Annotated in this window: 21 protein-coding genes; 9 read left to right on the top strand and 12 right to left on the bottom strand. The window is 66.1% G+C overall.

From position 1 onward, the window contains the following. Positions 1–2: 2 nt before the first annotated feature. The 5 genes from WI560_RS31130 to WI560_RS31150 all read right to left on the bottom strand — a co-directional run bounded on the left by WI560_RS31130 (position 3) and on the right by WI560_RS31150 (position 5,581). Positions 3–881, bottom strand: a complete 879-nt coding sequence (locus WI560_RS31130) for a CheR family methyltransferase (RefSeq protein WP_375306223.1) — start codon at positions 879–881, stop codon at positions 3–5. A 59-nt stretch (positions 882–940) separates the two neighbouring features. Continuing rightward, positions 941–1,327 (bottom strand): PleD family two-component system response regulator, encoded by a 387-nt coding sequence (locus WI560_RS31135; protein ID WP_028133211.1) that lies wholly within the window; start codon positions 1,325–1,327, stop codon positions 941–943. A gap of 31 nt (positions 1,328–1,358) precedes the next feature. Continuing rightward, positions 1,359–1,835 carry a chemotaxis protein CheW gene (locus tag WI560_RS31140; RefSeq protein WP_375157752.1) on the bottom strand — a complete coding sequence of 159 codons (477 nt, stop codon included), beginning with the start codon at positions 1,833–1,835 and terminating at the stop codon, positions 1,359–1,361. Between the two features lie 24 nt (positions 1,836–1,859). Continuing rightward, the gene (locus tag WI560_RS31145; protein ID WP_375305574.1) at positions 1,860–4,676 is read right to left on the bottom strand and encodes a chemotaxis protein CheW; all 2,817 of its coding nucleotides are present in this window, start codon (positions 4,674–4,676) and stop codon (positions 1,860–1,862) included. A 440-nt stretch (positions 4,677–5,116) separates the two neighbouring features. After that, positions 5,117–5,581 (bottom strand): response regulator, encoded by a 465-nt coding sequence (locus WI560_RS31150; RefSeq protein ID WP_375308956.1) that lies wholly within the window; start codon positions 5,579–5,581, stop codon positions 5,117–5,119. A 446-nt stretch (positions 5,582–6,027) separates the two neighbouring features. Between WI560_RS31150 and WI560_RS31155 the strand changes: the two genes are divergently transcribed. From WI560_RS31155 to WI560_RS31170, 4 genes are all read left to right on the top strand, one after another. Next, entirely contained in the window at positions 6,028–6,738 is a 711-nt protein-coding gene (locus tag WI560_RS31155) for a Crp/Fnr family transcriptional regulator (RefSeq protein WP_375306224.1), read from the top strand. Positions 6,739–6,922: 184 nt separating this feature from the next. Further along, positions 6,923–7,621 (top strand): Crp/Fnr family transcriptional regulator, encoded by a 699-nt coding sequence (locus WI560_RS31160; protein ID WP_375306225.1) that lies wholly within the window; start codon positions 6,923–6,925, stop codon positions 7,619–7,621. A 152-nt stretch (positions 7,622–7,773) separates the two neighbouring features. Then, the gene (locus WI560_RS31165; protein ID WP_375306226.1) at positions 7,774–8,148 is read left to right on the top strand and encodes an Hpt domain-containing protein; all 375 of its coding nucleotides are present in this window, start codon (positions 7,774–7,776) and stop codon (positions 8,146–8,148) included. Positions 8,149–8,247: 99 nt separating this feature from the next. Further along, positions 8,248–8,496: a hypothetical protein gene (locus tag WI560_RS31170; protein ID WP_028133218.1), complete on the top strand. Its 249-nt coding sequence runs from the start codon at positions 8,248–8,250 to the stop codon at positions 8,494–8,496. Between the two features lie 45 nt (positions 8,497–8,541). On the opposite strand, the gene WI560_RS31175 is transcribed toward WI560_RS31170, so the two are convergent. Next, positions 8,542–9,165: a LuxR C-terminal-related transcriptional regulator gene (locus WI560_RS31175; RefSeq protein ID WP_375306227.1), complete on the bottom strand. Its 624-nt coding sequence runs from the start codon at positions 9,163–9,165 to the stop codon at positions 8,542–8,544. A gap of 324 nt (positions 9,166–9,489) precedes the next feature. On the opposite strand from WI560_RS31175, the gene WI560_RS31180 reads away from it, so the two are divergent. Both WI560_RS31180 and WI560_RS31185 read left to right on the top strand, forming a co-directional pair. Continuing rightward, complete coding sequence (locus WI560_RS31180; protein ID WP_375306228.1) at positions 9,490–10,653, top strand: hypothetical protein; 1,164 nt, start codon at positions 9,490–9,492, stop codon at positions 10,651–10,653. 696 nt (positions 10,654–11,349) lie between these two features. Beyond that, complete coding sequence (locus tag WI560_RS31185) at positions 11,350–12,558, top strand: EAL domain-containing protein (protein ID WP_375306229.1); 1,209 nt, start codon at positions 11,350–11,352, stop codon at positions 12,556–12,558. A gap of 91 nt (positions 12,559–12,649) precedes the next feature. Here WI560_RS31185 and WI560_RS31190 read toward each other — a convergent pair whose 3' ends face one another. Beyond that, a complete protein-coding gene (locus WI560_RS31190; RefSeq protein ID WP_375306230.1) occupies positions 12,650–13,483 on the bottom strand; it encodes an NAD(P)H-dependent oxidoreductase in 834 nt (277 codons plus the stop codon). 91 nt (positions 13,484–13,574) lie between these two features. Here WI560_RS31190 and WI560_RS31195 point away from each other — a divergent pair, with 91 nt between their 5' ends. Beyond that, a complete protein-coding gene (locus tag WI560_RS31195) occupies positions 13,575–14,495 on the top strand; it encodes a LysR family transcriptional regulator (protein WP_375306231.1) in 921 nt (306 codons plus the stop codon). A 34-nt stretch (positions 14,496–14,529) separates the two neighbouring features. Here the strand turns inward: WI560_RS31195 and WI560_RS31200 are convergent, their stop codons facing one another. Continuing rightward, positions 14,530–15,390 carry a DMT family transporter gene (locus WI560_RS31200; RefSeq protein WP_375306232.1) on the bottom strand — a complete coding sequence of 287 codons (861 nt, stop codon included), beginning with the start codon at positions 15,388–15,390 and terminating at the stop codon, positions 14,530–14,532. 162 nt (positions 15,391–15,552) lie between these two features. On the opposite strand from WI560_RS31200, the gene WI560_RS31205 reads away from it, so the two are divergent. Beyond that, positions 15,553–16,917: a PLP-dependent aminotransferase family protein gene (locus WI560_RS31205; protein WP_375306233.1), complete on the top strand. Its 1,365-nt coding sequence runs from the start codon at positions 15,553–15,555 to the stop codon at positions 16,915–16,917. A 6-nt stretch (positions 16,918–16,923) separates the two neighbouring features. Here the strand turns inward: WI560_RS31205 and WI560_RS31210 are convergent, their stop codons facing one another. Beyond that, positions 16,924–17,529, bottom strand: coding sequence for a GDYXXLXY domain-containing protein (locus WI560_RS31210; protein ID WP_375306234.1), 606 nt, complete (start codon positions 17,527–17,529; stop codon positions 16,924–16,926). After that, the gene (locus WI560_RS31215; protein ID WP_375306235.1) at positions 17,526–18,800 is read right to left on the bottom strand and encodes a DUF2157 domain-containing protein; all 1,275 of its coding nucleotides are present in this window, start codon (positions 18,798–18,800) and stop codon (positions 17,526–17,528) included. Before WI560_RS31215 ends, WI560_RS31210 begins: the two co-directional genes overlap by 4 nt. A 409-nt stretch (positions 18,801–19,209) precedes the next feature. On the opposite strand from WI560_RS31215, the gene WI560_RS31220 reads away from it, so the two are divergent. Continuing rightward, entirely contained in the window at positions 19,210–20,406 is a 1,197-nt protein-coding gene (locus WI560_RS31220) for a tripartite tricarboxylate transporter substrate-binding protein (protein WP_375306236.1), read from the top strand. 209 nt (positions 20,407–20,615) lie between these two features. On the opposite strand, the gene WI560_RS31225 is transcribed toward WI560_RS31220, so the two are convergent. Both WI560_RS31225 and WI560_RS31230 read right to left on the bottom strand, forming a co-directional pair. Then, positions 20,616–21,596 carry a Bug family tripartite tricarboxylate transporter substrate binding protein gene (locus WI560_RS31225; RefSeq protein ID WP_375306237.1) on the bottom strand — a complete coding sequence of 327 codons (981 nt, stop codon included), beginning with the start codon at positions 21,594–21,596 and terminating at the stop codon, positions 20,616–20,618. 70 nt (positions 21,597–21,666) lie between these two features. Next, the gene (locus tag WI560_RS31230) at positions 21,667–23,307 is read right to left on the bottom strand and encodes an FAD-dependent oxidoreductase (RefSeq protein ID WP_375306238.1); all 1,641 of its coding nucleotides are present in this window, start codon (positions 23,305–23,307) and stop codon (positions 21,667–21,669) included. Between the last annotated feature and the right edge of the window lie 7 nt (positions 23,308–23,314).

Below are 23,314 nucleotides of genomic sequence, written 5' to 3' on the forward strand. Positions count from 1 at the left end.
GTCTATCGTCCTGCCATCACCGCGAGGCGCGGCGACGCGCCGGCGAGGACCGGCTTGGCGGCTGCGGCACGCGGATCGTTCGGCTTGTAGAGGCCGCGCCGGTCCGCGATCGGGCGGAACGTATCGGTCAGACCGACCACGGTTTCGGCCGCGCCCAGCACCAGGAAGCCATCGGGCTCGATCTGGCGCGCCAGCCGGTTGAAGATGTTGATCTTGGTGTCCTGGTCGAAATAGATCAGCACGTTGCGACAGAAGATGACGTCGAACGTGCCGAGCTGGGAGAAGTCGTGCAGCAGGTTGAGCTGGCGATGCTGGATCATCGCCCGCAATTCGGGATTGACCTGCCAGGTCTCGCCGGTCTGCTTGAAATATTTGACCAGCATCTGGATCGGCAGGCCGCGCTGCACCTCGAACTGGCTGTAGATTCCGGCCTTGGCTTTCTCCAGCACCTCCTGCGACAGATCGGTCGCGATGATCTCGATGCGCCAGCCGGTCAGGGCCGCGCCCATCTCCTTCAGGCACATCGCCAGCGAATAGGGCTCCTGCCCGGTCGAGCCGGCGGCGCACCAGATCCGCACGCTGCGCTTGCCGGCACGCGCCTTGATGATCTCGGGCATGATGGTGTCGCGAAAATGATCGAACGGGACCTTGTCGCGGAAGAAGAAGGTCTCGTTGGTGGTCATGGCTTCGACCACGTCGGTGATCAGCTGACGCGAGCCGCCTTGCAGCTTCTGCACAAGCTCGGCGATGCCGGAGAGCCCGGCCTTGCGGGCCAGCGGCAGCAGGCGGCTTTCGATCAGATATTGCTTGTCTGCGGACAGGTCGAGACCGGAATTGTCTTTCAGGAACTTACGCAGGTACTCATACTCGGTCGGGGTCACTGGTAGCCTCTTCGAAGCAGTACTGGAACATTCTGACCAGATGCGCGGGCCAGATTCGCTCAGGCCATGGCTTGTCCGACCGGGAGCAAGCCGACTTCAGCAAACTTGTCGGCGATGATGTCTTTGTCGAAGGGCTTCATGATGTACTCGTTGGCGCCGCCGCTGAGCGCCTGGGCGATATGAGCCACATTGTTCTCGGTGGTGCAGAACACCACCTTGGGCTGGTCGCCGCCGGGCAGGCGGCGCATGTGGCCCATGAATTCGAAACCGTCCATCACGGGCATGTTCCAGTCGAGCAGCACCGCGTCGGGCAGCTGCCGCTGGCAGATCTCGAGCGCCTTCGAGCCGTCCTCGGCCTCGGTCACCTCGAATTCCAGGCCCTCCAGGATCCGGCGCGCGATCTTCCGCACCACGCTGGAATCATCGACCACCAAGCAGGTTTTCATTTCGGTTCTCCGGCTCCGATGTTTCGTTGGCTCACGCGGCCATCTGCACTTTGGTTTCGAGCTCGAGGACGCGATCGACGTCGAGGACGACCATGAGCTGTCCGTCGAGGCGGTGGACGCCGCCGGCGAGCTTGGCCATGCGGGGATCGAGGTTGACGGGGTTCTCTTCCATGCCGGCCTCGGGCAGGCGCAGCACCTCGCCGATCTGGTCGATCAGAAGGCCGTAGGATTCGCCGCGCAGATCGACGCCGACCGCCATCGGCACCTTGCCGTCCTCGGGCTGCGGCAGGCCGAGACGGGCGCGCATGTCGACCACGGTGACGATGCGGCCGCGCAGATTGAGCACGCCGGCGATCTCGCGCGAGGACAGCGGCACGCGGGTGACGCGCTCGGGCATGAACACGTCCTGGACGCGGGAGATCGGCAGGCCGAACAGCTGGCCGCCGATCATCGCGGTGACGTATTCGACCATGGCGCCTTCGCTGGACTGCATCTTGTTGTTGGCCATAAGCCTGTCTCCTGATCCCCTGGGTTACGCTGCGGCCCGGCTCAGCTCGGAGGCGCCGGCGGCGCCCGCGGTCTGCTCCTTCAGCGCCGCGATCAGGCCGGGACGGTCGAACTTGGCGACATAATCGTGGAAGCCGGCCTGGCGGCCGCGCTCGATCGCCGCCGGCGACACCAAGGCGGACAGGCCGATGATCGGCATTGAACCGAGATTGTTGTCGGCGCGGATGGTCTCGGCGAACTCGAACCCGTTCATGTCGGGCATCTCGATGTCGGTCAGGACCACGTCGAAGCTCTGGGCCCGCAGCGCAGCGAGACCCTCCTGCGCGGTCGGCGCGGTGCGGACGCGGTAGCCGGCCGCCTTCAGCACCGGGGCCAGCATGTTGCGGAAGAACGCGCTGTCGTCGACCAGCAGCACCGACTGCGAGTGCAGCGACGGCTTCATCTCCTTGCGGGTGAACCAGTCGGAGAACGCCATCGGGAGGAAGTGGCCGACGTCGATCACCTCGGTGGCCTGGCCCTTGATCACGGCCGAGCCCAGGATGCCGGAGGAGGAGCCGCCGACCTCGATGTTGAGCCGTTCCTCGACGATGTCGATGATCTCGTCGACGACGAGGCCCATGGAGCGGCCGTCGTCGGCGAACACCAGGATCGGCTGGGCGCCCTGGCTGGCGATGGTGACGCCTTCCATGGCCACGAGCGGCATCAGCTGCTCGCGGTACTGCACCATGTAGCGGCCGTTGGAGAACTCGATCTTGTCGGCGGGGAGCTCTTCCAGGCGCGTGACCAGGCCGAGCGGGACCGCCTTGGGCTGCGAGGAGCCGGCGCGGAACACGAGCAGCGAGGTGGTCTGCTCGCCCGAGCCGATGTGATGGGCGCCGTTCTCGTCGCCCATGTCATGGGCCGAGGAGCCGGCGGCGCCGAGCGCCTTGGCAATGCCGTTGGGGTCGATGATCATGATGACGGCGCCATCGCCCAGGATGGTGTTGCCGGAGAACATGTCGATGTGACGCAGCTTGGTCGACATCGGCTTGACCACGATTTCTTCGGTGTGGAACACGCCGTCGACGACGATGCCGAAGGTCTGGCTGCCCACTTGAGTGACCACGATGAAGCCGTTCTCGGGATCGGAGGCCGCGCCGTCGTCGATCTTCAAGAGCTTCTTGAGGTGGATCAGCGGCAGCAGCTTGTTGCGCAGGCGCAGCACCGCGGTGTCCTTGATCCGCTCGATGCGGTGCTCGGAGTTGGCGCGGGCCCGCACCAGCTCGACCACCGAGAGCTGCGGGATGGCGAAGCGGTCGCCGGCGGCTTCCACGATCAAAGCGGAGACGATGGCGAGCGTCAGCGGGATCTTGATGGTGACCGAGCTTCCCTCGCCGGCCACGCTCTTGATGTCGATGGTGCCGCCGATCTGGTCGATATTGGTGCGCACCACGTCCATGCCGACGCCGCGGCCCGAGACCGAGGTGATGGCGGCCGCGGTGGAGAAGCCCGGAGCGAAGATGAACTTGTGGATCTGGGCCTCGCTCATCTTCTCGAGCTCGACCTCGGTGACGAGACCGCTAGAGATCGCCTTGGCCTTGATCTTCTCGGTGTTCAGGCCTCTTCCGTTGTCGGCGATGCAGATGATGATGTGGCCGCCCTCGTGATAGGCGGACAGGCGAATGGTGCCCTGCTCGCCCTTGCCGGCGGCCAGGCGCTCGGCGGGGGTCTCCAGGCCATGATCGGCGGAGTTGCGCACCATGTGGGTGAGCGGGTCCTTGATCAGATCGAGCACCTGGCGGTCGAGCTCGGTGTCGGCGCCGTGCATCTCCAGTTCGATCTGCTTGCCGAGTTCGGATGAGAGGTCGCGGACGATGCGGGGCAGCTTCTGCCAGGCATTGCCGATCGGCTGCATGCGCGTCTTCATGACGCCTTCCTGCAGCTCGGCGGTGACGTTGGACAGGCGCTGCAGCGGCACCTTGAACTCGGTGTCCTCGTTGCGGCGGGAGATCTCCAGCAGCTGGTTGCGGGTCAGGACCAGCTCGGAGACCATGGTCATCAAATGCTCCAGCGTATCCACGTTGACGCGGATCGACTGGTTGGCGATGCGGTCGCCTTCAGAGGCGCCCTCGTCGGCCATCGACTTCTTCGGCGCGGCCTTCTCCCTGGCGGGTTTTGCGTCCTTGGCGGCCGGTGCTTCGGGAGCAACCTCGGGCTTCACCTCGGGCTTCACCTCGGCCTTGGCAACCGGCGCGGGCACCGGCGCTTCGATCGCGGTCTCGCGGAAGGCGCGCTCGAGCTCGTCGAGCGAGACTTCGCCCGGACGCAGCGGACGCTCCAGGGTCTGGTCGATCAGCGTGCCCGTGGCCATCTCCTTGGCGGGTGCGGCAGCCGGGGCTTCCGGCACCAGCGGCGGGGCGTCGGCGACGGGTGCGGGAGCAGCAGCGCCTGCCGCGATCGGCGAAGCCGACGCTGACATGGCGGCCATGCCCTGCTCGACCATGGCTTCCAGCTGGTCGATGAGATCGCGGTCGTTACCCTCGGGCTCGGCCTCGGTGGCTTCGAGCCCTGCGAGGATCTCCTTGATGCGGTCGATCGAGGACAGGATCACCGTCACGGCCTCGGCCGTCACCGGCATGCCGTCACGGAATTTGCCCATCAGGGTCTCGCCGGCATGGGCCAGCGCTTCCAGCCGCGGCAGCCCGAGGAAGCCGCAGGTGCCCTTGATGGTGTGGACCAGGCGGAAGATGTTATCCAGGATCTTGGCGTTGTTCGGCTCCTGCTCGAACTTCACCAATTGATTGTCCACGGTGTCCAGGCTCTCGCTGGTCTCCGTCAGAAACTCCCGCAACAGATCATCCATGAGCTACGCCTTACTGACCTGAACACTAACTTAAATCCGGACTTCGACGCCTGAGCCATCCTTGGCACGGACGGAAGCCCTCCTCTTGGATCGTTAGACAACCCCTTTCACAGTCCCGTTAATTTCATCCTCCGTGCTAATACGGATATTGATGAGAAGTTTGGGGTTCGGCGGAAGGCAGCAGCGCTTTTCGGCAAATCCGGCTGCGCGCCGCAGCGCCGGAGGCATGCGGTGACGTACCGACGACAACGACGGGGCGAAGCGCGCGCGAAAGTCCTGCTCGTGAAGGACCATAGGGCCGGCGTGCGGAACGTTGGACCGGACCGCGCGCGAGCGGCAACGCGCTCGCATGCCCGGTTTCGCGTTGTCGCCCCGCGCTGCAGATCCAGCGTTTGAGGTAAACGAACGATTACCTCGTTGTCATGGCGGCCGGCGCCGCGCTAACCCAATCTCGCGGCCATGCCGCCGCCGTTGGCACGATGCTCCGCCAGGCAATCGTTGATGGCCGCGAGCAGCGCGTGCGGCGTGAATGGTTTGCGCAGACAGCGTGCGGCACCGAGCTCCAGCGCCATCCGGAGGAAGTCGGGTGCAGGCGAATTCAGATCGGCGAAGGCGTAGCCGGACATCGCGATCAGCGGAACGACCGGCGCGCGCTCGTGGAAGAGCCGGATCGATTCGAACCCGCGCATGTGCGGCATGAAAATATCAACGATCATCAGGTCGACCTGTCCATGTTCGAGAGCGCGCAGTCCGGCTTCACCTCCATCGGCAATCGTCACTCGAAAATTGTTGCGCTGAAGATAGACCTCGATGGCCATGCACACCATCGGATCGTCGTCGACGACGAGAATATGGTATCGACCCTCGGTCCTCTCGTGAGCGTCCGGCTTAGGCGTTTCAATCATTGGACCGTGGGGCACGCCTTTCTCCTTTGCTTTCGATCAAGAAAGGGAATGGCCGCAAATGTCGTTGGCGGACCGAGGAGAACGGAGACGACGGAATCGAGCTGCGCGGCCATCGCGCGCCAGGGCCCAGAGCAATGTTGGACGATCGTCACGCGTTCGACGGACGAGAGGGCGCAGGTCATCAGTCGCCCGATGGCGGCGCGGATGCAATGCTTCCGGCTCATGAGGCCCCCATTACCGCTTTTTCCTGCATGCCCTTGCAGGAGACGCCGCCGCTCACCAGCGAATCGACGCCCTTCTCATTTCGGCCGCAAATCGGACGGTCTGTCTGCCCTGTAACGGGTATATGGACGCCGATGCAACCTTTACAATAGGTTGTGTTCGCCGCGCCACTGAACAACCAACGCCCGCAGAGTTGTTCCATCGAACCCGCCGGATTGACCTGCATGACCGCGAGCGGACCCCCGCCCAATCAGCTGCTGCAATTGCTCGACCCGCCGGCTTTCGAGCTCCTGCGCCCGCATCTCGCGACGGTCGAAATGGTCAGGAGGTCTGTCTTGGGTGAAGCAGGTGCCGCGCTGAGATATGTCCACTTCCCGCATGGCGGCTCGGTCTCGATCACGGTGGGCCTGTCCGACGGTCAGACGATCGAGATTGCGATGCTCGGCCGCGACAGCGTCGTGGGCGGCGGCGCCGCGCTGGCCGACGGCATCGCGCTGTCGGACGCGGCCGTGCTGTTTCCCGGGACGGCTTCTGTGCTGGAAATAGCAGCTTTCCGGGCCGTCGCTGCCGCAAGCGCGTCGTTTCGCGAGCTGATCATCCGCCACGAGCAGTTCTTGCTCGCGCATGCGCAGCAGTCGCTGCTCTGCAATACGCTGCACCCGGTCGAGGCGCGGCTCGCGCGCTGGCTCTTGCGCGCCCGCGACCTCTCTCCCGGCGAAATCCTGCCGCTGACCCAGGAGGCGCTGGCCCAGATGATCGGCGTCCGGCGAAATGCCATCTCGTTGGTGGCACATGACCTCCAGCGCGCTGGCATCATCCAATACAGCCGGGGCCACATCGAGATCCGCGACCTGCGGGCGCTGCAGGCGACGTCTTGCGAGTGCTATGCGACGGTGAAGGTCGACCGTCTCCGCCTCCTGGGAGCCGTGCCGTGACGATGGCTCGGGACATCAATTGTGTGCCGGCATGAACGCCGCATCCAGGAACGATCGTCGGGGCGGACATCTTGTCCCAATTGCCAACATATCCCGAGGGGAACATGATGGAAGCTGCTGCGCCGCACGTGACTTTGGGCATCGCGATTCAATCGGCAGGACACGGGAGGCAGCTTTGGAAACGATGGTGCGCTCGTCCAACGGTTTCCTGTCCGCGCTCCCGGCAGACGATTATGAATTGATCCGCCCGCACCTGCGGACAGTCGACCTGCCCCATGACGCCGTGCTGGTCGAGACCGGCAAGACGCTGAAGCGCGCCTATTTTCCGCACCGCGGCGTCATCTCGCTGGTGGTGAAACTCGCCAAGGGCGAACACGTTCAGGTCGCCATGATCGGCCGCGACAGCGTGCTCGGGACGCTCTCGACCATGGGCGATGCGTGCGCGTTGAACACCGCCATCGTGCTGATGCCGGGCCTTGCGTCGGTGATGGATCTCGACCGGCTGCGGATCGCCGCCGACCAGAGCAGCACCCTGCGCACCTTGCTGACGCGCCACGGGCTGGCGGTCTATGCCCAGGTCCAGCAGACCGCGGGCTGCAACGCCGCCCATCCGGTGGAGGCGCGGCTGGCGCGCTGCCTGTTGCACACGCATGATCTGTCCGGCGATTACCGGCTGCTGCTGACCCAGGAGGCCATGGCACAGATGATCGGGGCGCGTCGCAACAGCGTGTCGCTGGTGGCCAACACGTTGCAGCAGGCCAATTTCATCCATTACAGCCGCGGACATATCCAGATCCTCAACCTCGACGGCCTGCGCCAGACGGCCTGCGAATGCTACGCCACCGTGAAGGCGCAGTACGACCGGCTGCTCGGCGCGCGCTGACCGCGGCCGCATGGTGAACCGCCGGCTAATGCCGGCCTTCAAACACCTCAGGTCCTGCTACCGGAACTGAAATTGGCGTGCGGTAGACACGGGGGCCGCTCGCGCCGGCACGTGCCGCGCGGCAAACGACCCGTGATCAAGGCAGCAGGACCATGTTAGACGTCACCGTCGCGCCCGCGCAGAAGGCGCTTGATGCCGAGCCCGCGCGCGAGGGGCGTGCATACGAAGCGCTGGTGCGCGAGATCGGCGAGGACGGGGCCCGCGAGGTGCGCGAGGTGTTCTGGAGCGAGACCGCCGCGCGCCTGCAGCAATTCCGGACGCTTGCGCTCGCCCAGCACCATGGCAGGATCGCGCGCGAAGCGCATTCGCTCAAGAGCGCGGCTGGAACGTTCGGCTACGTCAGGCTGGCGGCGCTGGCGCTGACGCTGGAGAAGACCGCGGAGAGACTCGGCGATGTCGAATTCGGCGATCTCCTGGACCTGATGGATGCGGCTTATGCCGCCGCCCGCGCGCAGGAGCCGCGCTGACCACCCGCGCGTGCATTCCCGCCGTACTTCTACGGCTTTGGATTTTTAGAGATGGCTAATCATAGGTGGCGATAGTCGCGGCAAACCAGGAGGGTTTCCATGTTCACCTTTGAGACTGCGGACCAGAAAGAGGTTCGCCGCTTCCGCATCGCACAGTTCAACGGCCGGATGGCAACGGTGAAAGCTGGCGACTCGACGGTGACGGGTTTCGTGCGTTCGGTGCTGGAGCAGGAATCGAGCATGCCGCCCCGCTGGACCATCACGATCATTCCGAACGGGCCGAAGGAAGAGATCAAGCCGCTGCGCCCCGCCTCGCGCGCGCGTCCCTTCGCCGAAGACTATTTCTGAGCGCGACCGGATTTCGTCGAGCCCGGGCCGCCACCGGCGGCCCCCTCAGTCGATCGAATGCAGCAGTGCCGCGCGGACCAGGTCCGCAGTGTTGCGCGCACCGAGCTTGCGCATCGCCTCGGCACGATGGCTCTCGAAGGTGCGCGGACTGATCTGCATCCGAAGCGCACCCTGCTTGTTCGAGTATCCTTCGCTGATCAGCCTCAGCACCTCGCGCTCCCGCTTGGTCAGGCGCTTCTGGCCCGACAGGCCGAGGAGCTCGGCGCTCGGCACGCGCGGGTTCTGCTGTGTGCGCAGGGCCTTCGTGTCCGTATCCGCGGCGCTGGACGGGACCGGCAGGCCGCCCTTGTCGGGGCCGGCAAGCTGCTTGACCAGGGCGCAGACGCGCTCGGTCTGTGCCAGCGCATTCTCGACCACCCGCTGCAAATAGGCTCGGTCGCCGGTCGCCGGCGCGAGCTGATCGCTGTGATGCTTGATCTCGCCCATATAGAGCAGCAGCGCAGTCAGGGGGCCGTTGAGCTCGCGGGCGATGGCCGCAGCCATTTCGTCGGCTGCCTTGGCCCGGGCGGCGCTGAGGCGGACCAAATCGAGCTCTTCGGCTGCAGCGGCGCTGCTGTCGTACCATTCCGACGGCCGCGAATCGGTGGCCGTATCATTCTGTGACCCCATGTCACTCATTTAGCGGAACCGGGGGCGGCCTGTGGTTAACTTTTTGCTCCGTAAGACTACGGTGATTTCGGCGGCTTTGCGCTGAAATAGCGGCGTCGGCACAATTTGTGCTTGCGCGAGGTCGCGGCCGCCCCCGCGAAGGTTGAATTCAGCCGGAATCGGACGGCAGGCGGGCCCTGATCGCCCGGTCCGGCCGCGCTCCCCCCGGATTTTACGGAATAATTAACGGCGACTTGCTTCTCTTGGCGAGATTGAGAGCGCGCAAATGCCTCCCACGCATTGGGCCTGAACGCCTGCGGGAAACGCTGCGAAAGATTGCGTGCCATGAACGAGATCGATCGGCTGTCGGAATTCTTGCAGCGGCTGACGCCGCTGTCTCGCAGCTGTCTGCTCAGCGAGCTCGAGCGGCTCGAGCTGTGCGGCATCGACATGCCGGGTTCGAGCGAGATCCAGTCCCGCTTGCGCGCCGAATTTCGCAAGGACGGATCGACCCAGGCGCGCGCCACCAGCCCTTCGCGCTATTTCTTCGCGCCGCTCGAGCTGCTGCTGATCGACGGCGCGCCCGAGCACGCCAACATGGGACGGATCTCGCGCAACACCCTCACTCCGATCTGGGAGTGGATCTGCCGCGACCTGCTGCCGACCATGGCGCGCGACTACATCAAGGCGATCAACGACCAGATCGCCGTGAACAACCAGAAGGAGGTCCTGAAGGTCGCCTCGACCTTCCAGACCAAGGTCGTCAAGGTTCTCGAGAGCACCTTCGCATCAGTGGACAGCACCGAGTTCGCGCGCGGCAAGCTCGCGCAATACACCGCCTCGCGCAGCGCCTTCGACGACGTCAGGAAGATGCTGTATGTGCTGCGCGCCAGCGATGCGCTGCCGAAATTCAACGAGAAGCTGCCCGACAAGATCGCGAAGTTCGACGACGGCCAGGTGGTTCAGATCACCGCACAGCTCGACGCCTTCAAGAAGGCCCATCCCGAAGCACTGCCCTTCGCGCTGGCGCTGGTGGCGAGGCGCCTGACGACGTCCTGGCAATTGGTGCGGCTCGCCACCAAGGCTGCCGCAAGCAAGAGCGCCAGTGATGTCGCCGCCACGCCCTATGCCTGCGTCGTTCACATGGTGCTCGACCGGCTCGACGACAAGCGCCTCGCGCTTCGTGTCGCGCTCCGGCACAACCGGGTGCTGATCGCCCGCGACCTGCTCGCCGATATCTACGACACCGAATATGCGCTCAAGGTGCGCATCGACGGCATCGAGAATTGCGAATGGGGCGTCCGCCTTCAGCAATTGATGGACGCGATCGCGACCCTGGTGTCGGCCGAGGTGAGCCGCTTTCCCGACAATGTCGGCCACATCCTCGGATCGCGTCGATTGCGGAGCCACGACACGCTCTCGGGCAAGCTGACTTACCTCGCCTGGAAGGGACGCGACGTGGTGCACGACGGCGCCGCGGCGTTTCGCAAATTGATCGGGCAGAGCTGACCTTGCGCCTAATGCGCGCGCGGCAGGCACAGGAAGCGATCCAGAAATCGCCCTGACATCACGATCCGGAACCACCAGTACATCATTCGCCGTGTCGTCATGGTCGTAATCCTCGACAGCCCACCACCGGCTGCGCGGAGCATTAGCGCAAGTGCGGGAATCCGCGTGTAATGCGCTTCACATTCGCGGCCGCAGGCGCAGCCGCGATGTCGCAGAACCATCGCGAGCGTCAGCGAAACATGCCCGCCCCGCGCGCATGCGGATCGTTCGGCTTGCCGGTCGCTCGCCCAATGCACGCGGTCGCATCGGGCAGATGTGACTGAGTCCGCCGCGGAGAACGCAGTCCTGTTCACCTTAACTTGCCAAGCGCCGGCAGCGGCGCATTTCGAACGAGCGGCTGTGATTCATTCTCGGATGCGTCGATGGTGCCTCGAAAGGGCACACCGCCTCGCCGCCGCCTGCGTCCGTCGACGAGCAGACGCTCCCGGTATCGCGTGCAGGCGATTCTGCGAGCGCTCGCAGTCGTTGAGCGTGCGGTGCTGGGGTATGCAGATTCTTTTCGAACAAACTGTCGAGAAATTAGCTCGAATTGCAGGGTTTAACGTTACTCAGATAATTCAACAACGATGGGAAGCTCTCCTTATTTGAACCCACGCTCGCCGTTTAAGAAACCGTCACGGAACGGGAGTGGTGTAGATGAACGATGGGATGGTTGAACTCGTCGGACGGAGGCCTGTGACCTTCGGGCGAAGAAAGGTGACGCCGCGGGCCTGCGTGGCCGACAGCAAGCGTCACTTGCGCGCCTTCCTCAGCGAAGTGCTCGAGGATCTCGGCTTCGTCACCAGCGAATGCGCCAGTGCGGACGAATTGCAGACGGTGCTCGCCAGCGAATTGCCGGATCTGATCCTGCTCGGCGTCGCCACCGACGGCATCGAGCCGGGACGGTTTCTGGAGATATTGGTGCGCGAGGCCTTCGCCGGGAAGGTTCTGGCGGTCGGCGCGCGCGAATCGATCATCGTCAGGGCCGTGCGGCAGGTCGGCGAGGAATATGGCCTGGCCATGCTGCCGCCGCTGACCACGCCCTTCGCCGCGGAGACGCTGCGCGAGCGCGTGGCGATGCTGCTGCCGGAGGAGCCGGCGCCGAGCCCGGCCGTCCATGTCGGCGAAGCGCTGCATGCCGGCTGGCTGGAGCTGTGGTACCAGTCCAAGATCGACGCGCGCACGCTGGTCCGCAGCGGCGCCGAGGCGCTGGTGCGGATGCGGCATCCGACCTGGGGCGTCGTGCCGCCGGCCTATTTCATTCCCGAGCCGCATGATCCGCATCTGCGCGACCTGTCGGAGTTCGTGATCGACCGCGCCATGCAGGACTGGCACTATCTGCTGGAGCAACAGAGCCCGGTCGATCTGTCGATCAATCTTCCCGCCTCCTATCTCAGGGAGCCGCATGCGGTGCGCGATCTCTGCCGCCGCGTGCCGACGCATCCGGCTTTCGGCGGCCTGACCGTCGAGATCGACAGCGAGGAGGCGATCCGCGACCTCGATCTTCTCACCGAGGTCGCGCGCGAGGTCGGCCTGCACAATATCGGCCTGTCGATCGACAATCTCGGCGCCAACTGGCCGGCGCTGATGGAGCTGGACCGGATTCCCTTCGTCAAGCTGAAGGCCGACCGTCAGTTCGTCACCGGCAGCGGCAACGACCGGCTCAAGCGCACTGTGTGCCGTCACATCGTCGAGCTCGCGAAGGGCTATGGCGCGCGCGCGGTGGCGCAAGGTGTCGAGAGCCGCGCCGACCTCGTCGTCGCCAACGAGCTCGGCTTCGACTTCGTGCAGGGCTTCCTGTTCGGCAAGCCGATGCCGCTGAAGAAATTCGCCCGTTCGACGCTGACGAAAACCGTGATGGAGTGAGCTCGTTCGCGGCTCCAACGTCGATCGACGCAGCCGCGAATCGTCAATCTCCCCCGCGTCCGCGGCAACAACCTAAAGCGCGATGACGATCCTAATCGCATCGCGCTTTGGTGCCGGACGCCGCGACCGAGATGCTCGCCTCGGCACGCGCGAGGTGAATCGCGAAGCCGCGCGCCTCGGGAGGCTCGAGCCCGGCGCGGAGCTGCATGCTCGGAATCAGGTAATCGCCGCCGTTCTGGCGCCGATAGGGAATGGGCGAGGCCGTCGCAAGCGTCCTCATCCTCTCCCGCAAACGTTCGGTGGTCGCCTCGAATCCGGCTTCGTCGAGCTTGTCGGCCTTGTAGACGACGAAGGGCGGAAGGACCGCATATCCCGGGTAGTAGAGAATACCGTGATGAATCGGAAACAGCAGATCGTCGATCGGCCCGTTGATTCCGCGCGCCGAATAGTGCTCCTGCCAGCCGCCGGCCGTCACGATCAGCATCGCACGTTTACCGGCTAATTTGCCTTCGCCATAACGGTCGCCCCACCGCTTGTCGCTGTGCTCGCCGACGCCATAGGCGAAGCCGTAGGCGAATACGCGGTCGACCCATCCCTTCAGGATCGCCGGCATGCTGAACCACCACAGCGGGAATTGCAGAATCAGGACGTCCGCCCACAGCAGCTTCTCGATCTCGCCCTTGACGTCAGGAGTGAGCGTGCCCGCCTCGAAAGCTTGCTTGGATGCAGCGGCGGGCGCGAGCCGCGCATCCGCTGGCAGCGAGGGGAAGTCGGCGCGATCGACGGCCGACGTCCAGCCCTGGGCATAAAGATCCGACACAAACACGTCGTGGCCCTGCGCCTCCAGCTCTCTGACAGCAACATCCCGCAGCGAGCCGTTGAGCGAACGCTGCTCGGGATGCGCAAAGACAACCAACACCTTCATGATCAGCACCCATTCGTTGAGGATGTCACGCAGCTAGCGCGGCTGACGGCAATCCGGTAGATATTGGCAATGAATAGGATTATGCCGAAAAATGGATAGATCGGAGGTCAGCCTCGAGCGGATGCGAAGCTTCGTGAGGGTCGCCGAGCGGGGAAACCTGTCGGCCGTCGCACGCGAGCTTGGCATGGGCCAGTCCAGCGTGACGCGGCATATCCGGGAACTGGAGCACGCCGTGGGCGTGCCGCTGCTGACGCGGACCACGCGCAGCGTGACGATGACGGAGGAGGGGCGCCGCTACTATGCCGATTGCGTTCAGATCCTGCGCCTGGTCGAGCGCGCGGGCGATGAGGCACGCAGCACGCGCGGCGCGCCCGCCGGCATGGTGCGGATATCGTGCACGGCGGCCTTCGGCGTGCTCCACGTCAGCCGCCTCGTCTTTGCCTTCCAGGATCGCTATCCCGACGTGTCGGTGGATCTCAGCCTGACGGACGAACGGATCGACCTCGTGAGGGAGGGGGTCGATGTCGCGCTCCGTCTGGGGCCGCTCGCCGAGAGTTCGATGAAGCGCAGATCCCTGGGCCAGTCGCGGCGCGTGCTCGTCGCCGCACCCGGCTATCTTGCCGAGCGCGGCAGGCCCGCGCGTCCGCAAGAGCTCGCCCATCACCAGGGAATCAGAATGTCCAACATCGCCGGCAGCGATGTGCTCGTTCTGCAAGGACGCCGCGGCGGACGCCATGAGGTCCCGTTCGCCGGGCGGTTGCGCGTGGATCACGGACTTGCGGCGCGAGAGGCGCTCTCAGCCAGTCGCGGCATTGCGCCCACACATCTCTGGCTCGTCGACGATCTTCTCGCGACCGGCAAGCTCGAACGCGTGCTTGCGGACTATTCGCCGCCTCCCGTTCCGCTCAACATGCTGATCGTGCCCGAGCGATCCGGTGTCGCGCGGGTGCGGCTGCTGGTCGATTTCCTCGCCGAGACGATCGCGCGAATCCCAGGGATCGAAAGAGCCTGATCGGCCGGAAGACAGGGGCTAGCGGGGGGTGTTCTCACGCATATCGCCGCGCGAAGAAGACGCAGGCGACCACGAGCATGGTCGCGGCGATCATGCTCCAGGCGACCGGCTCGTGCAGCAGAAGCCCTGCGAGCGCGAGGCCGAAGAACGGCTGGAGCTGCTGCAGCTGGCCGACGCGCGCGATGCCGCCGAGGGCGAGGCCGCGATACCAGAAGATGAAGCCGACGAACATGCTGAAGATCGAGACGTAAGCGAGCCCGATCCAGGCGGGCACGCCGACGCCGCTCCAGGATGGCGGCCAGGTCAGGAGCGCGACCGGGATCATCAGCGGCAGCGCGAGCAGGAGCGCCCAGGAGATCACCTGCCAGCCGCCGAGCCGGCGCGACAGCGCCGCGCCTTCGGCATAGCCGAGCCCACACAGCACGATTGCGGCAACCATCAAGAGATCGCCGGTGAGCGAGACCGATCCGTCGCCGGACAAGGCGAAGCCCGCCACCGTCGCACTGCCGAGACCGGCGAACAGCCAGAACGGCAGCTGCGGCCGCTCGCCGCCGCGCAGCACGGCGAAGATCGCCGTCGACAAGGGCAGAAGGCCGATGAAGACGATCGAATGCGCGGACGTGATGTGCTGGAGCGCGAGCGCTGTCAGCAGCGGAAAGCCGACCACGACGCCGACGGCGACGATGACGAGGGAAGCGAGATCGTTGCGCTGCGGCCGGGCCTGACGGAGCAGGCCGAGCACGGCGAGAGCGATCAGCGCCGCGATCACCGCACGCACCGACGTCAGGAACAGCGCAGAGAAGCCGCCGACCGCGACGCGCGTCGCCGGCAAGGAGCCGCTGAAGATGACGACGCCGAGAAGTCCGTTGCCCCAGCCGCTGCCCGCAGATTGCATGTCCGTCCCATTCTCCGGAGCCGCGACACTGGGCCTTCGGCGGTGGCGAGACCAGTGACAATCCAGTACAATCTGGCCGAACTGTGTGGGTATGGAAGGTCATACACTTTGGCCGGCGAGGCGCAAACCAGAGGCCGCAACGGCACGCGGACCATCGACGTGATGAGCGCGATCCGGGCCAAGGTCGCGGGCCGTGCGCTCGGTGCCGGCGACCGGCTGCCCTCGATACGCAGTCTCGCCGCGGCGATGGAGGTCTCCCCTTCCACGGTGGTGGAAGCCTATGACCGCCTTGCGGCCGAGGGCCTGATCCGCGCCCGCCGCGGCTCGGGTTTCTACGTCGCGCCGACGACCATGCCGCCGCTTGCGCTTGCCGAAGCCGGGCCGCGGCGCGACCGCGAGGTCGATCCGTTCTGGGTCTCCAGGCAATCGCTCGATGCCGACGCCGCCGTGGCAAAGCCGGGCTGCGGCTGGCTGCCGCCGCGCTGGATGCCCGAGGCCGGATTGCGCCGCGCCGTCCGCGCATTGGCGCGGACCGAAACGCATCTGCTGACGGATTACGGTAGCACGCGCGGCGGACTGGCGCTGCGCCGGCTGCTGCTCGCACGACTGGCCGAGGATGCGGTTCCCGCCTCCGTCGATCAGCTGATGCTGACGGGCTCGGGCACGCAAAGCGCCGACCTCGTCTGCCGCTTCCTGCTCCGTCCCGGCGACACCGTGCTGGTCGATGATCCCTGCTACTTCAATTTCCGCGCCCTGCTGCGGGCGCATCAGGCCAAGATCGTCGGCGTGCCCTATACTTCGACGGGCCCCGACGTCGCGCGTTTCGAAGAGATCCTCGGCACCGAGCGTCCCAGGCTCTACATCACCAATTCGGCCCTGCACAACCCGACCGGTGCGACGCTGTCGCTTCAGACGGCGCACCGGCTGCTGACGGCGGCCGCCGCGCACGACCTCACCATCATCGAGGACGACATTTTCGGCGACCTCGAGCCGGAGCGCTCGCCGCGGCTTGCCGCGCTCGACGGGCTCAATCGCGTGATCCGCATCGGCAGCTTCTCCAAGACGCTGTCCGCCTCGGTGCGCTCAGGCTACATCGCCGCGCGGGCCGACTGGATCGAGCATCTCGTCGACCTCCAGGTCGCGACCCACTTTGGCGGCCCCAGCCCGGTCGCGACCGAGATCATCGCCAAGGTGCTGGCCGGCGGCGGCTATCGCAAGCACATCGACGAGCTCCGGCAAAAGCTCGCGAACGCCCGCCGCGACGTCGCGCGAAAGCTTGGGGCAATCGGCATCGAGCCCTGGCTGATGCCGCGCGGCGGATTCTTCCTGTGGTGCCGCCTCACGGGCGGGCAGGACGCCGCCGAGGTCGCGCGCGAGGCACTCGAGGACAATCTGGTGCTGGCGCCCGGCAACGTGTTCAGCGTGTCGCAGACCGCCTCGCACTTCATGCGCTTCAACGTGGCGCAGATGAACGATCCCCATGTGTGGGACGCGCTGCGGCGGGCGCTGAAGGCGGCAGCGAGATGACGAAGCTCAATACGGCGGCTCCTCGTACACCGGCTCGCCGTCGAGCAGCAGCCGCTTGATGGCGGCGCGACCCGAGGGCAGCACGGCGGCGACGATCCGCAGCTTCTGCTGATTGCGGGCCTGCTCGAGCTTGCCGCCCTCGCCTTGCGGCACGAAATAGCTCTCGAGACCGTATTTGATGGTCAGCTTGTCACAGAAGGTGCGGACGTTCGATCCGCAGGAATAGCTGACGCGGCCGCGGATCAGCACCTCGGGCGCGGTGACCGGCACCGGCTCGGCATGCACGGAAACGGCGGTGTAAAGGCCCTCGGCGTTGGGCGCGAGCTTGACGAACACGGTCGGATTGCGCGCGTCGGCCGGCTTGCCGGCGAGCGCGCCGGCCGGCACTTCCGAGATGAGGTAGCGGAGCACGACATAGTCGCCGCGCAGGAGATCGCGCGGATCGACCGGCTGCGTCTGCAAGGTCACCTCGACGCCTTCGCGCAGGATCTGCACGCGATCGACGACCATCAGCATCAGCAGCAGGCATTGCACCAGCACGGCGACGCCGAACAGCACGGCTTTCGGGATACGCTGCCAGAGCGCAGACAAGGACGTGACCAGCCGGCTCATCGTGCACTCCTCGGCAGCGCGCGGTTGAGCGCCGTGGCAAAGGCAACGGCGACGACACCGGCCGCCGCCAGGAACGCCGAGCGGGCGAGCAGCGAGCCCTTCACCGCCCAGGTGATGCCGGCGATCACGCCGGCGATGCCGAGCCAGCCGGCGACGATGCGCGGACGGACGTCATCGAGCACGCCGGAGACGACGAGGCAGAGCATGGCGCAAAGCAGCGCGGCATAAGCCAGCCAGGGCTCGCCGGCCGGGGCGACCGGCCAAAACGGCGCGGCCAGCAGCACGAGCCCGATGGCGCCGGCGGCAAGGATCTCGCCTCTGCGCCTGGTGAGCGTGGCAGAGACGAGGGCGAGGATCACCCCCGCCGCTCCGCACAGGATCGCCCACAGCGGTTGGGCCGACGCTGCGCGCGCCGTCCGCAAGCGAATGATGTCGTCGGCCGTCGTCACCTCCAGGAAAGCCGCAGCGGCCAGCGCGAACGCACCGTGGATCGACAGCACGCTGCCGAGCCGCGCCGCCCGCGGCGATGGCATCGCGGCGATCGCAAGCCCGGCGCCGAACAGCAGGGCCGCGCCGTTGGCGAGCACGAAGGCCGGCTGGGCGCCGTCGAGCTCGAAGCGCAGCGAGGTCGCGATCCACCACGGCACCACCGCGAGCGCGACGAGATGGGCGGCGACGCGGGAATTCCACGCGGCGGCAAGGCTTGCTGCGATCAGCCAGACCGCCATGAAGGGAAGATGCAGGACGTCCGGCGAATCGTGGATCCGCATGCAGGTCCAGATGCTGGCGGCGACGAGGCCGACCGCGAGCGCCCCGCGCGAGCCGGTCAACAGCGCGGCGGCGAACGCGCCGATCGACCACAGCAGCATGCCGCCGGCAAAATCCTCGCCGAGATGATACATCTGGCCGACCAGCGCGATGCCCGCGCCGAAGATGATCGCGCCAATGCTGGCGCAGAGATCGGCAAGAACGTCGCGGCCTCTGGCGGCGAACCAGGCGCCGAGGGCACCTGTTACGGCCATGCCTGCGATCAGGATCGCGAACCGCGCCAGCCGCGCGATCTCGGTCCAGTGCGCGGCGACGAAGGCGAGGAACGCGGCCGCGATCAGCAGACCGCCGACGATGCCGACGACCACGGCGATGTTGATGCCCGCGGGCAGCGGCGGCAGCGCATTGCGGATGGACGCGGCCGCCGCCGGCGCAATCACGCCCTCGGCCTCCCATCGCGCCAGATCGGCTTCGAGGCGGTCGCGGTAAGTCTTGTCGAACATCGGGTGTGGTTACCTCGGTCCCGCCGGAGGGCGGGGCATTGCTGGGTCGGAGCGGGCGGGGATTGGGTTCAAGCGCGTGCCGCCGTGCCAGAGGTTTTATGCCCCGGATAACAATAAACGCGAGAACAACCCCATGCACAGTAAACGTGGGCTGCAAGTTCAATGAGTTACGCGGGGGCCACGAACCCGGGCCAACCGACGGATTCAAGAGCCGCAACGCCGCTCTCCGCGAGTCTCGGCGGACCCGCGACAGGGATCGGCTCCATGGCCTGACAGCGATCAATCGATCTTTTCATATTCTGCAAAGGAGATGCTCAGACTACGCCCATGGTTGGAGAAGACTCGAGGCTATAGCGTCCGCTCAACACGGCCATGAACGGCCACGCTGCAATGAGGGGGGACTGCATCCATGGGCACCGGCGCCTTCGCCGTGACGCAGACGCGCGGCGATCATGAAACCTCGCAACAGGTGATCAGCGAGGCGGTCGAGCAGACCGTCACCGCGCACGCCGCCGGTTTCGATGCAGCCTGGTTCATCGAGCATCACGTCAACAGTGACGGCCCCGCCGCGGGATCCGGCGCGGGCTACGGCCTGAGCGGTCGCCCCGGAGCCACGGTGACGCGAGCGCTGCTGTGTCTGGTCGCCGCGACGACGCTGGCGCTCCAGGCGGGCGCCGCGAGGGCCCAGACGACTGTGGAATCCTGGCCGAACCGCGCGATCACCTGGGTGGTGCCGTTCGGGGCCGGCGGCGTCACCGACCTCGTCTCGCGCAAGATCGCGGAGCTGCTGCGAACGCGGCTTGGGCAGCCCGTGGTGGTGGAGAACCGACCCGGCGCCGGCGGGACCATCGGGACGGAGTTCGTGGCCCGGGCCCAGCCCGACGGCTACACGGTGCTCTACGCCTCCGGCGGACCGATGACGATCCAGCCGAGCCTGGGCCTGACGAAGCTCAACTACGACCCGCTCAAGAGCTACGTCCACGTCCGCGGCGTGAGCTCGTCCAACCAGATCCTGGTCGCGACCGCGGCAGCGCCCTACCGCACGCTGGCTGAGTTCGTCGCCTACGCGAAGGCCAATCCGGGCAAGGTCAATTTCGGCTCGCCCGGCCCCGGCACCGCACAGCACCTCGCCGGTGAGATGCTCCAGGCGGCCGCCGGCATCAAGCTGACGCATGTGCCCTACAAGTCGGGCTCGAGCCAGATGACCGACATGATGTCGGGCATCCTCGACGTCTCCTTCGACTACCTCACCGTGCTCCGGCCGCTGATCGACACCGGCAAGGTCAAGGTGCTCGGCACCACCGGCGCGGCGCGGATGGCCGCGCTGCCTGATGCGCCGACGGTGCTCGAGGCCGGCTATCCCGACGCCGTCAATGCCGGCTCGACCTGGGTCGCGGTCCCGGCCGGGACCGACCCGAAAATCGTGAGCAAGCTCTCCGAAGCGCTGGCCGCCGTGCTCGCCGACCCCGGCATCGCCGCGGACCTCGCCGCCAACGGCCAGGTCTCGATCGCCGACAAGGGACCGGCCGAGATGCTGCCGTTCATCGTCGAGGAGACGGCGCGAAACAAGCGCGTGATCGAGAGGGCGGGCATCGCCGTGCATTAGCGGGCGACCGGTGTCGAACATTGGCTGCAACACCGCGTAAGCGGCCCGGAGTCACGAGCTTCGGGTTGCCGAGCAGCGCCTGCTCACGAGGCTGCGGTCGCATGACGACTAAAGCGCGATGCGATGAGGATATATCGCCATCGCGCTTTAGCTTGTTGTTTGAGCATGATCCTTTCGGAAAACCGCTGCGCACTTTTCCGGATCATGCTTTAGTTCGCCTTGATACCGGCCTCGCGGATGAGCTTGCCCCATTTCGCGCTTTCGTCCTGAATGAAGCGGGCGAACTGTTCGGGCGACATCGGCGCAGGCTCTGCGCCGAGCGTCCTAATTTTCTCGACCACCGATGGGTCCTTCAGCGCTTTCGTGAAGGCCTCGTTCAGCCTGCTGATGACGTCGGCAGGCGTGCCTGCGGGAGCAACGAGCCCGAACCAACCAACGGATTCGAAGCCTGCAATGCCGCTCTCCGCGAGGGTTGGCACATCGGGCAAGGACGCAAGGCGGCGCGCCGAGGAAACGCCGATCGCGTTGAGCTTGCGCTCCAGGATCAATTGCCGCGATGCCGGGATATCGAGCACCGCGAACGGGATATGGCCCGCGAGCACGTCGACCGTCGCCGGTGCGGTGCCGCGATAGGGGACCAGCTCCATCGCGATCCCGGTCTTGTGCGTGAACAGCGCGGCTGTCAAATGCATCGCGGTCGAGTTGCCGCCATGTCCAATCGACAGCGCGCCCGGCCTGGCCTTGGCCAGCGCGACCGTTTCGGCCATGTTGTGCGCGGGAATGTCGGCGGCGGAGACGAGCACGAAGGGGATTTCCGCGAGCAGGGTGATGGGCGCGAGATCTTTCAGCTCGAACGGCATCGACGAGTTGAGATACGGGTTGACCGTCAGCGCACCCGCCGGCGCCACGCCGAGCGTGTAGCCGTCCGGCTTCGCCTGCGCGACCGCGGCCATGCCGATGTTGCCCCCTGCTCCGGCGCGGTTCTCGATGACCAGGCCCTGTTTGAGCTCGGCAGTGACCAAGGGTTCGAGCGCGCGGATGACCGTGTCGGCGCTGCCGCCGGGCGGAAAGGTCACGATGATCTTGATCAGTTGCTCCGGATAGGCCGCCTTCACGGCCCCCAGCGGCAGCCCGACGAAAGTCGCGGCCGTCAGCACGGCCAGAATGCGGCGCCTTGCAATGCGAAACACGTTCTCCTCCTCGATGCGTTTTTGTGTGAGCCGCCTGGCGTCCGTCGTCAGGCCGGCAGCTTGATCGTCTTTACGCCGCCGCGCCGGTGAGCCGCGCCAGCAAGCCCGGCGCATCTTCGGGCGCAGCCTGCCCACGCCAGGCGATGTGCTGGTCGGGCCGCACCAGCACCAGCTTTTCGGCATAGGCCCCGTTTGCCTCATCCGGCGCGACGTCGACCAGGGCCAGCGGCATGCCACGTGTCTCGGCTGCGGATCTCAGCGCCGCCACGTCGATCGCAGGGTCGAGCCGCAGCAAGGTGTAGCCGACCCCGAAGGCGTCGTAGAGCGATCGTCCGTCGCGCAGGAACAGATGCGGCGCGCGGGCGCCCGGCACGGTGCAAGGCGTGAAGCTTCCCATCGTGTAGGCCGGCGGCGTCTCGCCGTCATAGGCGATGATCGGCGAGGCATCGTAATAGTAGCCGAAATTCAATCCTGCGCAGCAATATTGCTGCACGTTGAGATCGTAGGCCGCCTTCGCCAGCGCGGCGCGCGCCGCCTGGCCGCGCGGCGTGTCGTCCTCGATCTCCGCCGAGACGCCGCCGCGCTGCGCCATCATCTTCATGGCGTGGTCCATCGCAAAGCGCGAGACCTGCTCGGTGATGGGCTGGCGCTCCGCTTCATAAGCATCGAGGATCGACGCCGGCGCCCAGCCGTTCAGATGCGCCGCCAATTGCCAGCAGAGATCGACGGCGTCGGCGATGCCCGCATTCATGCCGTAGCCCGCATAGGGCATCCACAGATGCGCGGCGTCGCCGCAGATGAAGACCCTGCGATCGCGGAAGCGATCGGCCACCAGGCGCCGCCCGACCCAGTCCTCCTTGCTGAGCACACGATATTCAAAGCGCTCGTCGACGCCGAGGATGGCGCGGATCGACCAGTCGCGATCGACCGAGTCGAATTCGGGCTCGTCGGGCTTGAGGTGATTGTGGATCAGCCAGCGGTCGTGACCGTCGATGGCAACGGTGGTGCCGGAGCGCCGCGGGTTGAGCGAGAGCACCATCCAGGCCGGCTTGTGCGCGCCCATCAGCTCCTTGAGCTGCGGCGCCTCGATGAAGGTCGATTGCACGCGCTGGATCACCGGCGTGCCGGACAGGCTGGCTCCGATCGACTTGCGAACCAGCGAGCGGCTGCCGTCGCACCCGATCACGAAGCCGGCGTCGATGCGCAGCAGGCTTCCGCTGTCGAGGTCGCGCGCCAGCACGACCGCATGATCGTCATACTGCTCGATCGACACGACTTCCGTGCGCGCGAGCATGGTGATGCGCGGCTGCGCGGCGGCATGATCGAACAGGATCGGCTCGAGATAGACCTGGTTGATCCGGTGCGGCGGCTCGGGCGTCGGCCACCAGGTATCGGGACCGCCGGTTGCGCTGTAGCGACGCGCGCGCGAGGGAATATCGATGCGGCAGAGCTCGATGCCGGTCGCCGTGGTCCGATAGGAGCAGTCGTTGGGAAAGTCCGCCGGAAGTCCCGCCTCGCGCAGCTTGGCGGCGACGCCGAGCCTTCGGAAGATCTCCATCGAGCGCGCCGAGACGTGGTTGCATTTGACGCTGGGCGGATCGCCGGCATGGCGGGTCTCGGCGATCACGACGTCGATCCCGCGCGAAGCCAGGTCCATGGCCGCGGTCAAACCCACGGGCCCGGCGCCCACGACCAGCACCTGTGTCTTCATGCTCGTT

It is taken from the genome of Bradyrhizobium sp. A11 (assembly GCF_042077125.1).
Classification (GTDB): domain Bacteria; phylum Pseudomonadota; class Alphaproteobacteria; order Rhizobiales; family Xanthobacteraceae; genus Bradyrhizobium; species Bradyrhizobium japonicum_B.

What these genes read in the sequence shown, in the direction of transcription:
- WI560_RS31195 (WP_375306231.1), top strand. Translation starts at nt 13,575, where the DNA reads ATGGATAGATCGGAGGTCAGCCTCGAGCGGATGCGAAGCTTCGTGAGG.
- WI560_RS31180 (WP_375306228.1), top strand. Translation starts at nt 9,490, where the DNA reads ATGAACGAGATCGATCGGCTGTCGGAATTCTTGCAGCGGCTGACGCCG.
- WI560_RS31190 (WP_375306230.1), bottom strand. Translation starts at nt 13,483, where the DNA reads ATGAAGGTGTTGGTTGTCTTTGCGCATCCCGAGCAGCGTTCGCTCAAC.
- WI560_RS31145 (WP_375305574.1), bottom strand. Translation starts at nt 4,676, where the DNA reads ATGGATGATCTGTTGCGGGAGTTTCTGACGGAGACCAGCGAGAGCCTG.
- WI560_RS31140 (WP_375157752.1), bottom strand. Translation starts at nt 1,835, where the DNA reads ATGGCCAACAACAAGATGCAGTCCAGCGAAGGCGCCATGGTCGAATAC.
- WI560_RS31185 (WP_375306229.1), top strand. Translation starts at nt 11,350, where the DNA reads ATGAACGATGGGATGGTTGAACTCGTCGGACGGAGGCCTGTGACCTTC.
- WI560_RS31150 (WP_375308956.1), bottom strand. Translation starts at nt 5,581, where the DNA reads ATGATTGAAACGCCTAAGCCGGACGCTCACGAGAGGACCGAGGGTCGA.
- WI560_RS31215 (WP_375306235.1), bottom strand. Translation starts at nt 18,800, where the DNA reads ATGTTCGACAAGACTTACCGCGACCGCCTCGAAGCCGATCTGGCGCGA.
- WI560_RS31175 (WP_375306227.1), bottom strand. Translation starts at nt 9,165, where the DNA reads ATGGGGTCACAGAATGATACGGCCACCGATTCGCGGCCGTCGGAATGG.
- WI560_RS31220 (WP_375306236.1), top strand. Translation starts at nt 19,210, where the DNA reads ATGGGCACCGGCGCCTTCGCCGTGACGCAGACGCGCGGCGATCATGAA.
- WI560_RS31200 (WP_375306232.1), bottom strand. Translation starts at nt 15,390, where the DNA reads ATGCAATCTGCGGGCAGCGGCTGGGGCAACGGACTTCTCGGCGTCGTC.
- WI560_RS31155 (WP_375306224.1), top strand. Translation starts at nt 6,028, where the DNA reads ATGACCGCGAGCGGACCCCCGCCCAATCAGCTGCTGCAATTGCTCGAC.
- WI560_RS31165 (WP_375306226.1), top strand. Translation starts at nt 7,774, where the DNA reads ATGTTAGACGTCACCGTCGCGCCCGCGCAGAAGGCGCTTGATGCCGAG.
- WI560_RS31160 (WP_375306225.1), top strand. Translation starts at nt 6,923, where the DNA reads ATGGTGCGCTCGTCCAACGGTTTCCTGTCCGCGCTCCCGGCAGACGAT.
- WI560_RS31170 (WP_028133218.1), top strand. Translation starts at nt 8,248, where the DNA reads ATGTTCACCTTTGAGACTGCGGACCAGAAAGAGGTTCGCCGCTTCCGC.
- WI560_RS31210 (WP_375306234.1), bottom strand. Translation starts at nt 17,529, where the DNA reads ATGAGCCGGCTGGTCACGTCCTTGTCTGCGCTCTGGCAGCGTATCCCG.
- WI560_RS31135 (WP_028133211.1), bottom strand. Translation starts at nt 1,327, where the DNA reads ATGAAAACCTGCTTGGTGGTCGATGATTCCAGCGTGGTGCGGAAGATC.
- WI560_RS31205 (WP_375306233.1), top strand. Translation starts at nt 15,553, where the DNA reads ATGAGCGCGATCCGGGCCAAGGTCGCGGGCCGTGCGCTCGGTGCCGGC.
- WI560_RS31230 (WP_375306238.1), bottom strand. Translation starts at nt 23,307, where the DNA reads ATGAAGACACAGGTGCTGGTCGTGGGCGCCGGGCCCGTGGGTTTGACC.